Here is a 13,467-nt window from a genome sequence, read left to right as displayed (position 1 = left end):
CATGAGCACAAAAATCGTCACAGTTTCATAAAAGTGTAACATCAGCGTCATGAATCACACTCATTTGCACGCTACCCCCTTACAATAACGTTCGTAATAGAACAAAAAAGCTCTCGTTTTTTTTCGCATTGGAGATATCTATGCTGAGTATTTTTAGGCCCGCCGCCCACCAGCCGCGCGTGTCGCAAGAACACGTCGATCCGCTCTATCGCCGCCTGCGTTGGCAGATTTTCATGGGGATCTTTTTTGGCTACGCCGCCTACTATCTGGTGCGTAAAAACTTCGCACTTGCCATGCCTTATCTGATCGACCAGGGCTTCTCACGCGGTGACCTCGGTTTTGCGCTGTCGGGCATCTCCATTGCCTACGGTTTTTCCAAATTCATCATGGGATCGATATCCGACCGTTCTAACCCGCGCGTGTTCCTGCCTGCGGGTCTGATTCTGTCAGCGGCGGTCATGCTGTTCATGGGCTTCGTGCCGTGGGCAACATCCAGCATTGCGATTATGTTCGTCCTGCTGTTCCTGTGCGGATGGTTCCAGGGTATGGGCTGGCCGCCGTGCGGACGTACGATGGTTCACTGGTGGTCGCAGAAAGAACGTGGTGGCATCGTGTCCGTATGGAACTGTGCTCACAACGTCGGCGGTGGTATTCCTCCTCTGCTGTTCCTGCTGGGTATGGCCTGGTTCAACGACTGGAAAGCTGCACTCTATATGCCGGCCTTCGCCGCCATTCTGATTGCCATGATCGCTTTTGCACTGATGCGTGACACGCCGCAATCCTGTGGCCTGCCACCGATTGAAGAGTACAAAAACGATTATCCGGTTGATTACAATGAAAAAGCGGAAGAAGAACTGACGGCTAAGCAGATCTTCATGCAGTACGTTTTCCCCAACAAACTGCTGTGGTACATCGCGATCGCCAACGTCTTCGTTTACCTGCTGCGTTACGGTATCCTCGACTGGTCACCGACCTACCTGAAGGAAGTTAAACACTTCGCACTGGATAAGTCTTCCTGGGCCTATTTCTTCTACGAATATGCAGGTATTCCGGGCACACTGCTGTGCGGCTGGATGTCCGACAAGGTCTTCAAAGGTAACCGTGGTGCAACAGGCGTGTTCTTCATGACGCTGGTGACAATAGCAACTATCGTTTACTGGATGAACCCAGCCGGTAACCCGGGTGTGGACATGGCCTGTATGATCGTCATCGGCTTCCTGATTTACGGCCCGGTCATGCTGATTGGTCTGCATGCACTGGAACTGGCACCGAAAAAAGCAGCGGGTACCGCAGCGGGCTTCACCGGCCTGTTCGGCTACCTCGGCGGTTCTGTTGCCGCTAGCGCCATCGTCGGCTACACCGTTGACTTCTTCGGTTGGGACGGCGGCTTCATGGTCATGATCGGCGGCAGCATTCTGGCTGTACTTCTGCTGGTTGTTGTTATGCTGAATGAGAAAAAGCATAAAGCAGAGTTAGCCAATCGCGCCTAACCCGCTCTTGTAAGCATCCCTCTGGCGGCGTCCTGATGACGCCGCCTTTCTCTCAACAGAAAGAGGTTTGATCGCATGAACGTTACCGTAATATCCCTACTCTCCGCCCTCGCGCTCTCCGTTTCCTTTAGTGCTTCCGCTTCATCAACCGACAAAATCGTTATTGCCCACCGTGGTGCCAGCGGCTATCTGCCCGAGCATACGCTTCCGGCGAAAGCGATGGCCTACGCTCAGGGGGCCGATTATCTGGAGCAAGATCTGGTGCTCACCAAAGATAACGCGCTCATTGTCCTGCATGATCACTATCTGGATCGCGTGACCGACGTGGCAGAACGCTTTCCGCAGCGCGCCCGCAAAGATGGACGCTTTTACGCCATCGATTTCACGCTGAAAGAAATCAAGTCACTGAAATTTACCGAAGGGTTCGACATCAAAGACGGCAAGCAGGTACAGAGCTACCCGAACCGTTTTCCGATGTGGAAATCCGACTTCCGTATTCATACCTTTCAGGAAGAAATTGAATTTATTCAGGGGCTGAACCACTCAACTGGCAAAAACATCGGACTCTATCCCGAAATCAAAGCGCCGTGGTTTCACCATCAGGAAGGAAAAGACATCGCGCGCGAAACGCTGGCCGTGTTGAAGCAGTATGGCTATACGAAAAAAAGCGATAAGGTCTTCCTGCAATCGTTTGATGTTGCCGAGCTAAAGCGCATCAAAACCGAATTGCAGCCGCAGATGAAGATGGATCTGAACCTGATTCAACTGATTGCCTATACCGACTGGCATGAAACCTACGAGAAGCAGGCCGATGGAACGTGGGTGAATTACCACTACGACTGGATGCAAAAGCCCGGCGCTATGCAGCAAATTGCGACCTATGCCGACGGTATCGGCCCGGACTATCACATGCTCGTGCAGAAAGGTTCGACGCCTGACCACATCACCTTTACCGACATGGTGAAGGAAGCCCACCAGCATAAACTTCAAGTGCACCCGTTCACGGCAAGGGCCGACAGGCTACCGGCGTACGCCAACGATATCGATAGTCTCTACAATATCCTCTACTATCAGGCGGATGTTGACGGCCTGTTCACCGACTTTCCCGACAAAGCAGTCGATTTCCTGAAAAAACCGCGCTGAAGCGCTAATACTGGTCGCTTAAGCATGGATTTAGAGGGAAACACGATGATGAGGCTCCCGCAGGGATGCCTCGCACCGTGGTCGCCCTCGGTATCTCGATCCTTAAACAATCGCTGAGGCTCCGCTTTCCCATCGGGCACGATGTGCCTGATGATACGTTGACTCGATAACACATCGATTATTTCAGAAACAGTTCACGCAGGTAATTCGGCACGGCGCTGTCCGCGTTAGAGCCAATCACTTCGCGATCTGGCAGCATATCTTTCAGGCGCTGATGCGCGTTCTGCATCACGCAGCCTTTTCCGGCCATCGACAGCATTTCGTAGTCGTTCATGCCATCACCAAACGCCACGCACTCTTTGAGCGAGAAGCCGATAATCTTCGCCACCTGCTCCAGCGCATGGCCTTTAGACACGCCGCCCGCCATCACTTCCAGACAGGTAAGCGTCGAGAAACTCACGTTGACGCGGTCGCCCCAGCGCGCGTTGAGCGCTTCTTCCAGCGGTAACAGTTGTTCATGGGAATCACAGGTAAAGAACACCTTGCTGACGCCATCGGTTTCGAGCAGTGCAGGCTCGAACAGCTTGTATTTAAAGATCGACTCTTTGAAGAAACGCTCTTCTTCTGCACGCGGACGGTTCATAAACCACTCATCATCGCGGTAAACGTGCGTCAGCATATCGGGGTTATTGTGTACAACGCTGTAAAGGTCGCGGGCGATGTCCTGATCCAGATTGTGGCTGAAAATCAGCTCGCCCTGCGAGTTGTGCACGCGTGCACCATTCGAGGTAATCATAAACGCGTTGATACCGAGGTTGTCGCGGATCTGCGCGACATCCATGTGGTGCCGTCCGGTAGCGAACACAAAGTGAATCCCTTTTTCCGTCAGCAGCCTGAGGGTTTCTTTCGCATACGGGGACAGTGAGTGGTCAGGTGACAGCAGTGTGCCATCTAAATCGGAAGCAACGACATGGTACATAGCGATGAGATCTCACTTCTGGTGTGTTGTGGCGGCACGCGCCGCAAAAAATTAACGAGGTTGCTGGCAGCGTCCGTTGAACGACTTGCCAACAGTCTAAAATTAATGATAACGCGCAAAGTGCGCCAGAATCAGCGCAAATGCCTGAGCGCGGAGGTTATCCGTTTCAAAGAGAATTTCATGCCGCGCACCGTGGATAACCTGCAAAACGCCGTTTGAATTGGCGTTACCGCTCTGTGCCAGTGCCTGACAAAACGCATTCTGGCTGCGGTTATCCACCACGCGCTCTTCTCCCGCCTGTAACAGCAGAAGCGGCGTGGTGACGGCGCTGGCCTGAGCCAGTAGCTGTTTCCCCGCCTGTATCGCCTCTCGCACCCAATGATAGGTGGGGCCGCCGATGCGTAAATCCGGTGAATCCGCATAAAAGCGAATACCGCGCTGGTAGCGTTCACGGCTGTGCGTCAGCACATTCATCCGGTAAGGCAAAGGACGCCATTGCCCAGTGCCGATGGCGTAGTAATCGCGTATCGCCGGGCGACGCTCCGCCCAATCGACGATCCAACCCGCAACGCAGTGAGGAAGCGGCAAACGAATACCAAACATCGGCGCACACAGCGCCACGGCATCAAACGTTTCAGGTTGGCGAATCAAAAGCTGCGCCAGAATCGCGCCCCCCATTGAATGCGCTAAGGCAAACCGGCGGGTATAGTGTTTCGGGCCAATATGCTGCTGACACAGCGTTTCGGCATCATCGACATAGTCACTAAAGCGCAGCACATGTCCACGGTGGCCGTCTTGCAATACTCGCCCCGACCGCCCTTGCCCACGGTGATCCATGATGAGCACATCATAGCCGCTATGAAAGAGGTCGTAAGCCACTTCGCTATATTTGACATAGCTTTCGATACGACCTGAAAAGACAACGACAATTTTGTCGTGCTGCGGCGCGGTAAAGCGAACGAACCGGATCGGCACATCGTCTACGCCAGAGAATTCACCCTCTTCGCGCTGACGCCAGAAATCCAGTAATTCTCCGGTAGCAAAAGCGGCAAACTGCGCTTCTCGCGTTAACAGGTTCGAGGTTAACCATTCAGGCGTTAACCGTTCCGACGTAAACAACGTATTGTGGCGTTGAATCATCACACCTCTCCGGTGACGCGGGAAAACAAAGCTAGCGGAAGAACATGACAAGCAGTGGAGCACAAGCGTATTGTGACATAAAAAACAGACAGACTCTCGTAATACAGAACGCGATTCAGGGGCATGCTTCATGACATTGGACTGGTGGTTAACCTACTTACTCACAACGCTTATTCTCAGCCTGTCGCCCGGTTCTGGTGCCATCAACACCATGAGCACCGGAATTAGCCACGGCTATCGCGGCGCGGCGGCCTCGATCTGTGGTTTACAGGTCGGGCTGGCGATTCATATCGTGCTGGTCGGCATTGGGTTAGGCGCGTTGCTTAACCAGTCTGTACTGGCTTTCGATGTACTGAAATGGCTGGGCGCGGCTTATCTGATTTGGCTGGGGATTCAGCAATGGCGCGCCGCAGGCGCACTTGACCTTCAGGCGATCGCCAGCGCCATGCCGCGTCGTCGACTCTTTAAACGTGCGGTGCTGGTAAATCTGACCAACCCGAAAAGCATCGTGTTTCTGGCGGCGCTGTTCCCACAGTTCATTATTCCCCACCAGCCGCAGGCCGCACAGTATCTGGTGTTGGGCATCACCACCGTGGTGGTCGATATCATCGTGATGATTGGCTACGCCACGCTGGCCACGCGTATCGCCGGATGGCTGAAAGGCCCACGGCAGATGAAGACGCTCAACCGGATATTTGGTTCACTGTTCGTGCTGGTTGGCGCGTTACTCGCTACGGCGAGAAAGGCCTGATAACGGCAGCGCGCCGTATCAAACTGCGGCGCGCTGCTTTTTTTCTCTAAAGAAAATGATCTTAGAGGGATATTCTCACAGGGAAGATTAGCGAGAGAAAATCAGGTGCAGGCCGAACCCGGTAAACAGCACGCCCGCCACGCCATCCACCCATTTCGCCAGACGCTGATAGCCACGACGCATTGCCGGTAGGGCAAAAACCATCGCGACCAGGCTGAACCAGATCAGCGTTTCAATCGAAATCAGCGCGAACAAGCCCCAACGCGCACCGCTGCCGACGCTGTCGCCGACAAACAGCGAGAACACGCTGCCGAAATAGATCAGTGCTTTTGGGTTCGCCAAATTCGTCAACAACCCACGCATGAAGGTTTTACCGCGCTGAGGCAGCACCACCGCCGTTTCCTGCGTGGTTTCTAACTGTGCTTTATTTCGTGCGGAGCACAGCATCTGCCAGCCCATCCAGCACAGGTACAGCCCGCCGCCGACGGTAACTGCCGTATGCAGCCAGGCCATTTTTTGCAACAGCAGATGCAGCCCCAGCAACGCGATAGCGGCCCAGACCATAACGCCCAGAGAAATACCTAACACGCCCATCATCGCTTCACGGCGGGAACGGCTGGCCGCAGTCTGTGAAACGAAAAAGAAATCCGGTCCCGGGCTCATCAGCGCAATGAAATGCACCAGCGCCACCGTCATAAATAGCATCAGCATGTTGGTTTTCCTGTTTTTTAAATGCAGTCAGACAAGACGAGCATCACTCGTCATCATTATTATCGACATGATCGCGAATCATGTTCATGAAAGGCGCACCGAAACGTTCGAGTTTACGGTGTCCAACCCCGTTGATATTCAGCAGCTCACCCGCAGTGATCGGCATCATTTCAGCCATCTCCAGCAGCGTGGCATCGCTGAACACCACGTAAGGCGGAATATTGTCTTCATCCGCGATGGATTTACGCAGTTTGCGCAATTTGGCAAACAGCTTGCGGTCGTAATTTCCACCGTAAGATTTTTGATTGGCGCGCGGTTTCAGGTTAATCACACGCGGCACGGCCAGCTGTAGCGGCATCTCTCCCCGCAACACTGGGCGCGCAGATTCGGTAAGCTGTACGGCGGAATGCATTGTGATGTTCTGGTTCAGCAAGCCCAGATGAATCAACTGGCGCAGCACGCTGACCCAATGCTCCTGCGATTTATCTTTACCAATACCGTAAACCGGCAGTTTGTCATGGCCGAAGTCACGGATACGCTGATTATTCGCTCCGCGCAGCACCTCGACGATATAGCCTAAACCAAAGCGCTGCCCAACGCGGTATACGCAGGAGAGCGCCTTTTGCGCTTCTACCAGCCCGTCATAGCGCTTCGGCGGATCGAGACAAATATCGCAGTTGCCGCAGGACTCTTGGCGTCCTTCACCGAAATAGTTCAGCAGCACCAGACGGCGGCAGGTTTGCGCTTCGGCAAACGCGCCCATCGCATTGAGCTTATGACGCTCGATATCTAACTGCGGGCCAGCCTGTTTTTCTTCCAGACAGCGGCGCAGCCACGCCATATCCGCCGGATCGTAGAACAGCGCGGCTTCAGCAGCGAGGCCATCACGCCCAGCTCGCCCCGTTTCCTGATAGTAGGACTCGATGTTGCGCGGAATATCAAAATGCACCACGAACCGCACGTTAGGCTTGTTGATGCCCATACCAAATGCAACGGTCGCGACCACCACCTGAAGATCGTCACGCAGGAACGCTTCCTGCACTTGTGCACGCCGTTCGTTATCCAATCCAGCGTGATAAGCCCCTGCGCTCAGCCCACGCGCCTGCAAACGCGCGCTAATGTCCTCCACGCGGGAACGGCTATTGCAGTAGATGATGCCGCTTTTTCCACGCTGCGCCTGCACGAACATCCAGAGCTGGTCGAGCGGTTTGAACTTCTCCACCAGCGTGTAGCGAATATTCGGACGGTCAAAGCTGCTGATCTGAATCAGCGGCGACTGGAGATCCAACAGGCGAACGATATCGTTCCGCGTGGTCTCGTCGGCGGTCGCGGTCAGCGCAATAAAAGGAAGATGAGGGAAACGCTGTTTAATCTGCCCCAGCGCCCGGTATTCAGGCCGGAAGTCGTGCCCCCATTGGGAAATGCAGTGCGCTTCATCCACCGCGATCAGGGAAATTTGCCAGTGGGCAAGATGATCGAGGAAGCTGTCCGTCGTCAGACGTTCCGGCGCAATATAAAGCAGCTTGATTTGACCAGTACGACAACCGGCCATCACCTCAAGCTGCTGCTCGCGCGTCTGCGTCGAATTCAGGCAAGCGGCAGAGACACCGTAGGCCTGAAGCTGATCGACCTGATCTTTCATCAGTGAAATCAACGGGGACACCACCAGCGTCAGCCCGTCCATCACCAGCGCGGGGATTTGATAGCACAGCGATTTGCCGCCGCCTGTCGGCATGATAACCAGACAGTCCTGCCCACTGAGCGTCGCGCTGATAATTTCCTGCTGACCCGGTCGGAATTGCTGGTAGCCGAACGTGTCCCGCAGAACCTGAACCGCCAGCGCTTCCTTATTCAATACTTCCGCCGTAGACACGCCTTCCCCAATTCAATGAAATCAAACAGGCGCTATTTTCAGCGCCGTTGGGTAAAACTGCAATCGTTAGTTTGGTAAAACGACAGGGCTAAAACGGTAATCGCTAAAACCCCGATCGCGAAAACATGGTCGTTAGAACATGTCGTTCAGCGTCACGCCAACGCCAAAGCGGGTCTGACGGTGGTTGTAATCAATCAGGGATTCGCCGTAGCCGCTAAACACCTTGGTGTAGAAACGGACATGGCGCGTCAGTGGGTAGCTCCAGCCCAGTTCACCGCCGCCGTAGCCGCTGTTCCAGTTATAACGCCCTTCTGCGCTAAACACGCTGTCGCCCCACACATAGCCGACGCGCAAGCGGTAATGGCCCATGTATTTGGTGATATCTGGATTGTCATCCTGACTGTCTGAGAAACGCACCCACGGCTTCACATCAACCTGCCAGTTGCCGTTCTGCGCCATCAGGCGGGCATAAGCACGGTTCCAACTGCGCGATGTCGGTTCGGAACGGCCATTAGACTGGTGGTTAAAGCCCATCTCCACATCCCGCAGCGTCCAGCCCGCGAAGGTATAGTTCGTTGCCCAGCCCAAAAAGACCTGTGGCTCATAGTTGGTTTCACGGAACGGAGAAGACTCGCTCTTATTAGACAACTGCCACCATGAGCGCTGCGTATAGGAAGCCCCCAGCAACGAGTTATCACCCAGAATGCCACGCCAGATCGGGAACCCCAGGCTCAACTGGTAATGCACTTCATCTTTACGTGCTTCATCACCCCAGTTATAGCTCTGTATCGCCGTTTTATTGATGTTGCTGGTATAGGTATACAGTATGTAGTTGCTCTCGTAAGGATAGAGAACAAACGGGGTGTTGTGCTCTTCTAACAGGCTGGCAATAATGCTGCCACGTACCGCAGGTTGATTTGGCGCAGGCGCGTTTGTTGCGTCTTCGGCATGAGCCTGTGCCGTCAGTAATGCTGCCAGTACGAGTACTATTTTACGCATTCATTTTCTCCGACATTTTTTATACGACGTTCGTTTTAACCGACGCTCGTTTTAACCAATTAGTGATGAGTATTTCCCCACTCAAGCCGGCCATTCTACACAGTTCAACGACGTTTGAAGTATCGTTCTCTCGTTTCTCGGCCTTTTCTGGAAAGAAACAAAATCAATGCATAAAATAAACATTCGCATAACGTAAACACATCAAATCAACCACATTTAATATATCAGACCGTTGACAAACCTATTTCCGAACGAAAACGGGAGTAACGGAATAGAAGAGTAAAGCGTTTGCGCCAGGGATGGCGCAATCCGAGCTTACATGGACGTACTTGCAGCGTCTTTACGATCTATCCGTTACTCCCGCTCGGCGACCTTTGTCAGCAACCTCACACATTTAATGTGTGTCTCTTATCCGAGCGGGAAACCACTATGGCTGACGTACCATCATTTCAGGGAATCACATTAACCAGAGAGAGCGTGCGCCAGCTCGTTGGCGAGATTTTCATTTACAAGATGCCATTCAACATCGAATTAGGTCTTGAATTACAGCAATTTGAAGCCGACAAAGCCGTCCTGACGTTCGCCCGACAAGATAAGCTCATCGGCAATGCGGCACAAAAGATTCTGCATGGCGGCGTGATCGCCGCTGGGCTGGACGTTGCCGCTGGGCTGGTCTGCGTCGGTAATACGCTGCTGCGCCACGAGACAATCAGCGATCAGGAATTTCACCATCGGCTCGCACACATGGGAACGATTGATATGCGGGTAGATTATCTACGTCCGGGCTATGGGGAACGCTTCACCATTACCAGCACGCTACTGCGCGGCGGTAATAAAATCGCCGTTGCGCGCGCCGAATTGCATAACGAACAGGGCTCGCATCTTGCCAGCGCCACCGCAACCTATATTGTCGGGTAACCTTTACGTTAGAAAAAATTGTCATTAACACTTTACGTGAAAGCGCTCACAGTTTTAGGTAGACTTAGCGTTTTCCCGCCGTCCTTATCGAGTCACCCATGAACGCGCAACAAACCCGTGAGGGGATCTTTTTCGCCCTCGCCGCGTATTTTATTTGGGGAATTGCTCCCGTTTACTTCAAGCTACTTGAGCACGTTCCACCCAATGAAATACTGACGCACCGTATTATCTGGTCATTCTTCTTTATGCTGATCCTACTGACGGTCGGTCGGAAATGGCGTCAGGTGAGCCTTGCCTGCCGCAACGTCAAACATCTGTTTCTGTTGGCATTAACGGCGGTGCTTATCGGCGGGAACTGGCTGTTGTACATCTGGGCGGTCAATAATCATCACATGCTGGAAGCCAGTCTGGGGTATTTCATCAACCCGCTGGTCAACGTCATGTTGGGTATGATCTTTCTGGGCGAACGCTTTCGCCGTCTGCAATGGCTGGCCGTGATGCTCGCCGTGACCGGCGTACTGGTTCAGCTGTGGACGTTCGGCTCGTTGCCCGTTATCGCGCTCGGGCTGGCATTCAGCTTCGCATTATACGGCCTGCTGCGTAAGAAGATTGGTATCGACGGGCAAACCGGCATGCTGATCGAAACGCTGTGGCTGCTTCCGGTTGCGGTCATTTATCTGTTTTTTATTGCCGACACGCCAAGCAGCCATCTGACAGCCAACCCCTGGTCGCTGAACCTGCTGCTGATCTCGGCGGGCATCGTCACCACCGTGCCGTTGCTATTTTTCACCTCAGCGGCCATGCGCCTGCGCCTGTCGACGCTCGGCTTCTTCCAGTATCTCGGCCCGACCATCATGTTCATGCTGGCGGTGGTGTTCTACGGTGAAACGTTCAGCAGCGACAAACTGATTACTTTTGCCTTTATCTGGGGCGCGTTAGGGCTATTCATTCTGGATGCGCTGTATACGCAGCGTAAGCTACGGCGCACGCCAGTTACAGTTTCCCAGCCTCAACACGACGGGAAATAAAGCGCGATAAGATCGGGCTGAACAACAGCGTCGAAAACAGCCGCAGCGTCTGCATGGCGATGACAAATGCCATATCGACCCGACTGCCTGCGGCAATAATCGCAATCGAATCCAGCCCGCCGGGGCTGGTCGCCAGAAAGGCGGTCAGCATATCCACCGGCATCATTTTCGTCACCATCCACGCCATTCCACCGCACAACAGCATCAACCCGACTATCGACGCCATCATGTGCGGCAGCGTACGTATCGCCAGTAAAAAGAGGGGGCGAGTAAAACAGAGTCCCACACTCCAGCCGATAAAAGCATAGGCCAACGCCAGTAGCCATTCCGGGGTTTGCAGTTGCAAGGTGCCGCTGGCATGCAGCATTGAGCCGATAATCATCGGCCCCAGCAGCGCCCCAGATGGAATACGCAGGCGTCTTCCCAGCCAGGCACTGCCAAATGCCACGCCGAGCGTTGCCAGAAAGGGCCAGTCCAATGCGGGAAACCAGACCAGCATCGCACTATTTTCCGCCGCTTCGTCACCCAAGCTCAGGCGCGCCACGAACGCCGCCGACGCGGTGACCATCAGCACACGTAAATATTGCATGAAGGCGACCAGCCGCACGTCCGCGCCAAATTCCCCAGACATCGCGACCATCGCCGACGCACCGCCCGGCGATGCCCCCCAGGTTCCGGTCGTTCCGGGCAGCTCGCTAAATTTGACCAGCAGCCAACCGGATAGCCCGCTGGCAGCCAGCGTCGCCAGCAGAATGAACAGCACCAGCGGCCATTCGCTCATCAACGGTTTCAGGATAGAAAATGACAGGCTTTGTGCGACCAGACAACCTAGAACAGCATTGCTGCCCGCAAAGCAGACGGGCGGGATGCGAATTGTCGCACCGTTTAACCCCATGACGACGCCGACTATCATCGGCCCCAGCAACAGCGCGGCGGGAACGTGGTAAATCTGTAGCCCAAACCCAAGGGATAATGAAACCGACAGCAACATTCCCCATTGCATCCAAGGAGACATCCCTTTCATGCACACGACCTGTATTGAATAATCGAAAGTAAGAATAGAAAGACTGTCCGCCATTCTAAACAAGATGGCCGGAGAATGAACAGGCGCGGAAGAATAAACAGGAATAGCGAGTTGGGGAACGATAAAAGGAAGGAATATTGACGCGCCTGACGGGTCAATCCCATCAGACGCATTCGGGCAGGTTTAGAGCCAGTTCTTACGTTTGAAGTAGAGGTACGGTGCCAGTCCAGCGAGAATCATCAGCACAATCGCGCCTGGATAGCCAAACGACCACTTCAGTTCCGGCATAAATTCAAAGTTCATCCCGTAGCTAGACGCCACCAGCGTCGGTGGCAGGAACACCACGGAAACGACCGAGAAGATCTTGATAATCCGGCTCTGTTCGATATTGATGAAGCCCATCGCCGCCTGCATCAGGAAGTTAACCTTCTGGAACAGAGATTCGTTGTGCGGCAGCAGAGATTCGATATCGCGTAAGATTTCACGCGCCTGTTCCAACTGACCGGATGGCAAGCGGGCTTTACGCACCAGGAAATTCAGCGCACGTTGGGTATCCATCAGACACAGGCGAACTTTCCAGCCCACGTCTTCCTGTTCCGCCAGCGTGGACAACGCGTCGTCGTACTCGTCACCCTGACGCCCTTCCATAATGATGCGGCTCAGCGATTCCAGATCGCTATAGATATTCTCGATTTCGTCCGCCAGTTGCTCAATTTTAGTTTCAAAGAGGTCGAGCAGCAGTTCGTAAGCATTGCCGTCCACCAGCGTTTGGTTACGGGCACGCATGCGGTACAGGCGGAACGCAGGGAGTTCACGCTCGCGCAAGGTGTACAAGCGACCATCGCGAATGGTAAACGCTACAGTCGAGTTACCGGCGTGATCGTCAGCATCTTCAAAAAAGAAAAAGGAGTGAATGTGCAGGCCGTCTTCATCTTCAAAAAAACGTGCCGATGCTTCAATGTCTTCCAGTTCCGGACGGGTGGCCAGGCTTTGTCCCAGCTCGGTTTGTACTTTTTCACGCTCATCGTCTTCCGGCTCGATCAAATCGACCCAAATTGACGTGGTGAGATCATCGGAGTCATCCAGTTCCAGACGAGATAAACGGCAATTATCCAGTTTAAATGCGCTCAGCATGGGCCATAGCTCCCCTTTCAGTAGCAGAGATGGACAACGCGATTGAAGCACAGAAACAGAGGTGATGTGTCACCAGCAGGTTTCAGTCCGTTCGACGGATCTGACTCGTAGCGACAAAAATAGCATCGCTGACAACCACGAAGGGTATCAGCAGAGGAAGATAGCCTTAGAAGTTGTACCTAATGAACAGGTTAGTGAGCCAGTATCGACTGGGTGTGTCCAAGGCGTTAGTCCTCTGAGAATAATGATGCGCGCATGTTACGCTGAGATGAAAAAG

At 53.7% G+C, this 13,467-nt stretch carries 13 protein-coding genes; 5 read left to right on the top strand and 8 right to left on the bottom strand.

The features are described 5' to 3' along the window. Positions 1-140 precede the first annotated feature (140 nt). Together glpT and glpQ are read left to right on the top strand one after the other, a co-directional pair. Positions 141-1,490 (top strand): glycerol-3-phosphate transporter, encoded by a 1,350-nt coding sequence (glpT, locus tag LOZ86_RS02495; RefSeq protein WP_039486738.1) that lies wholly within the window; start codon positions 141-143, stop codon positions 1,488-1,490. A gap of 75 nt (positions 1,491-1,565) precedes the next feature. Further along, the gene (glpQ, locus tag LOZ86_RS02490; RefSeq protein WP_039486737.1) at positions 1,566-2,633 is read left to right on the top strand and encodes a glycerophosphodiester phosphodiesterase; all 1,068 of its coding nucleotides are present in this window, start codon (positions 1,566-1,568) and stop codon (positions 2,631-2,633) included. A 178-nt stretch (positions 2,634-2,811) separates the two neighbouring features. On the opposite strand, the gene yigL is transcribed toward glpQ, so the two are convergent. Together yigL and pldB are read right to left on the bottom strand one after the other, a co-directional pair. Beyond that, entirely contained in the window at positions 2,812-3,612 is an 801-nt protein-coding gene (gene yigL / locus LOZ86_RS02485; protein ID WP_039486735.1) for a sugar/pyridoxal phosphate phosphatase YigL, read from the bottom strand. Between the two features lie 102 nt (positions 3,613-3,714). Then, on the bottom strand, positions 3,715-4,752 hold the full coding sequence (gene pldB, locus LOZ86_RS02480; RefSeq protein ID WP_039486733.1) for a lysophospholipase L2: 1,038 nt from the start codon (positions 4,750-4,752) through the stop codon (positions 3,715-3,717). A 130-nt stretch (positions 4,753-4,882) separates the two neighbouring features. On the opposite strand from pldB, the gene rhtB reads away from it, so the two are divergent. Continuing rightward, positions 4,883-5,503 (top strand): homoserine/homoserine lactone efflux protein, encoded by a 621-nt coding sequence (gene rhtB / locus LOZ86_RS02475; RefSeq protein ID WP_039486731.1) that lies wholly within the window; start codon positions 4,883-4,885, stop codon positions 5,501-5,503. Positions 5,504-5,590: 87 nt separating this feature from the next. Here rhtB and rhtC read toward each other — a convergent pair whose 3' ends face one another. From rhtC to pldA, 3 genes are all read right to left on the bottom strand, one after another. Continuing rightward, on the bottom strand, positions 5,591-6,214 hold the full coding sequence (gene rhtC, locus LOZ86_RS02470) for a threonine export protein RhtC (RefSeq protein ID WP_039486730.1): 624 nt from the start codon (positions 6,212-6,214) through the stop codon (positions 5,591-5,593). Between the two features lie 43 nt (positions 6,215-6,257). Beyond that, entirely contained in the window at positions 6,258-8,087 is a 1,830-nt protein-coding gene (gene recQ, locus LOZ86_RS02465) for an ATP-dependent DNA helicase RecQ (RefSeq protein WP_039486729.1), read from the bottom strand. 132 nt (positions 8,088-8,219) lie between these two features. After that, positions 8,220-9,086 (bottom strand): phospholipase A, encoded by an 867-nt coding sequence (gene pldA, locus LOZ86_RS02460; protein ID WP_039486728.1) that lies wholly within the window; start codon positions 9,084-9,086, stop codon positions 8,220-8,222. A gap of 429 nt (positions 9,087-9,515) precedes the next feature. Between pldA and LOZ86_RS02455 the strand changes: the two genes are divergently transcribed. Together LOZ86_RS02455 and rarD are read left to right on the top strand one after the other, a co-directional pair. Continuing rightward, complete coding sequence (locus LOZ86_RS02455) at positions 9,516-10,004, top strand: thioesterase family protein (protein WP_039486726.1); 489 nt, start codon at positions 9,516-9,518, stop codon at positions 10,002-10,004. A gap of 98 nt (positions 10,005-10,102) precedes the next feature. Continuing rightward, positions 10,103-11,032, top strand: a complete 930-nt coding sequence (gene rarD, locus LOZ86_RS02450; RefSeq protein ID WP_039486725.1) for an EamA family transporter RarD — start codon at positions 10,103-10,105, stop codon at positions 11,030-11,032. Here rarD and LOZ86_RS02445 read toward each other — a convergent pair. The 3 genes from LOZ86_RS02445 to ysgD form a co-directional block, all read right to left on the bottom strand. Beyond that, the gene (locus LOZ86_RS02445; RefSeq protein ID WP_230242820.1) at positions 10,998-12,056 is read right to left on the bottom strand and encodes an AbrB family transcriptional regulator; all 1,059 of its coding nucleotides are present in this window, start codon (positions 12,054-12,056) and stop codon (positions 10,998-11,000) included. The genes rarD and LOZ86_RS02445 overlap by 35 nt on opposite strands. 183 nt (positions 12,057-12,239) lie before the next feature. After that, positions 12,240-13,190: a magnesium/cobalt transporter CorA gene (gene corA, locus LOZ86_RS02440; RefSeq protein ID WP_039486722.1), complete on the bottom strand. Its 951-nt coding sequence runs from the start codon at positions 13,188-13,190 to the stop codon at positions 12,240-12,242. A 166-nt stretch (positions 13,191-13,356) separates the two neighbouring features. Next, positions 13,357-13,413: a YsgD/CorL family protein gene (gene ysgD / locus LOZ86_RS21450; protein WP_349814568.1), complete on the bottom strand. Its 57-nt coding sequence runs from the start codon at positions 13,411-13,413 to the stop codon at positions 13,357-13,359. Positions 13,414-13,467 lie beyond the last annotated feature (54 nt).

Source organism: Pectobacterium parvum (genome assembly GCF_020971565.1).
In the GTDB taxonomy this organism is placed as follows: Bacteria; Pseudomonadota; Gammaproteobacteria; order Enterobacterales; family Enterobacteriaceae; genus Pectobacterium; species Pectobacterium polare.
Note: the sequence above shows the minus strand (reverse complement) of the source record. Positions and strands in the feature narration are given on the sequence as shown.

Bases quoted from the DNA above. Each gene is read 5' to 3' on its own strand.
- glpQ (WP_039486737.1), top strand. From the start codon at position 1,566: ATGAACGTTACCGTAATATCCCTACTCTCCGCCCTCGCGCTCTCCGTT.
- rarD (WP_039486725.1), top strand. From the start codon at position 10,103: ATGAACGCGCAACAAACCCGTGAGGGGATCTTTTTCGCCCTCGCCGCG.
- rhtB (WP_039486731.1), top strand. From the start codon at position 4,883: ATGACATTGGACTGGTGGTTAACCTACTTACTCACAACGCTTATTCTC.
- rhtC (WP_039486730.1), bottom strand. From the start codon at position 6,214: ATGCTGATGCTATTTATGACGGTGGCGCTGGTGCATTTCATTGCGCTG.
- glpT (WP_039486738.1), top strand. From the start codon at position 141: ATGCTGAGTATTTTTAGGCCCGCCGCCCACCAGCCGCGCGTGTCGCAA.
- pldB (WP_039486733.1), bottom strand. From the start codon at position 4,752: ATGATTCAACGCCACAATACGTTGTTTACGTCGGAACGGTTAACGCCT.
- pldA (WP_039486728.1), bottom strand. From the start codon at position 9,086: ATGCGTAAAATAGTACTCGTACTGGCAGCATTACTGACGGCACAGGCT.
- corA (WP_039486722.1), bottom strand. From the start codon at position 13,190: ATGCTGAGCGCATTTAAACTGGATAATTGCCGTTTATCTCGTCTGGAA.
- LOZ86_RS02445 (WP_230242820.1), bottom strand. From the start codon at position 12,056: ATGAAAGGGATGTCTCCTTGGATGCAATGGGGAATGTTGCTGTCGGTT.
- LOZ86_RS02455 (WP_039486726.1), top strand. From the start codon at position 9,516: ATGGCTGACGTACCATCATTTCAGGGAATCACATTAACCAGAGAGAGC.
- yigL (WP_039486735.1), bottom strand. From the start codon at position 3,612: ATGTACCATGTCGTTGCTTCCGATTTAGATGGCACACTGCTGTCACCT.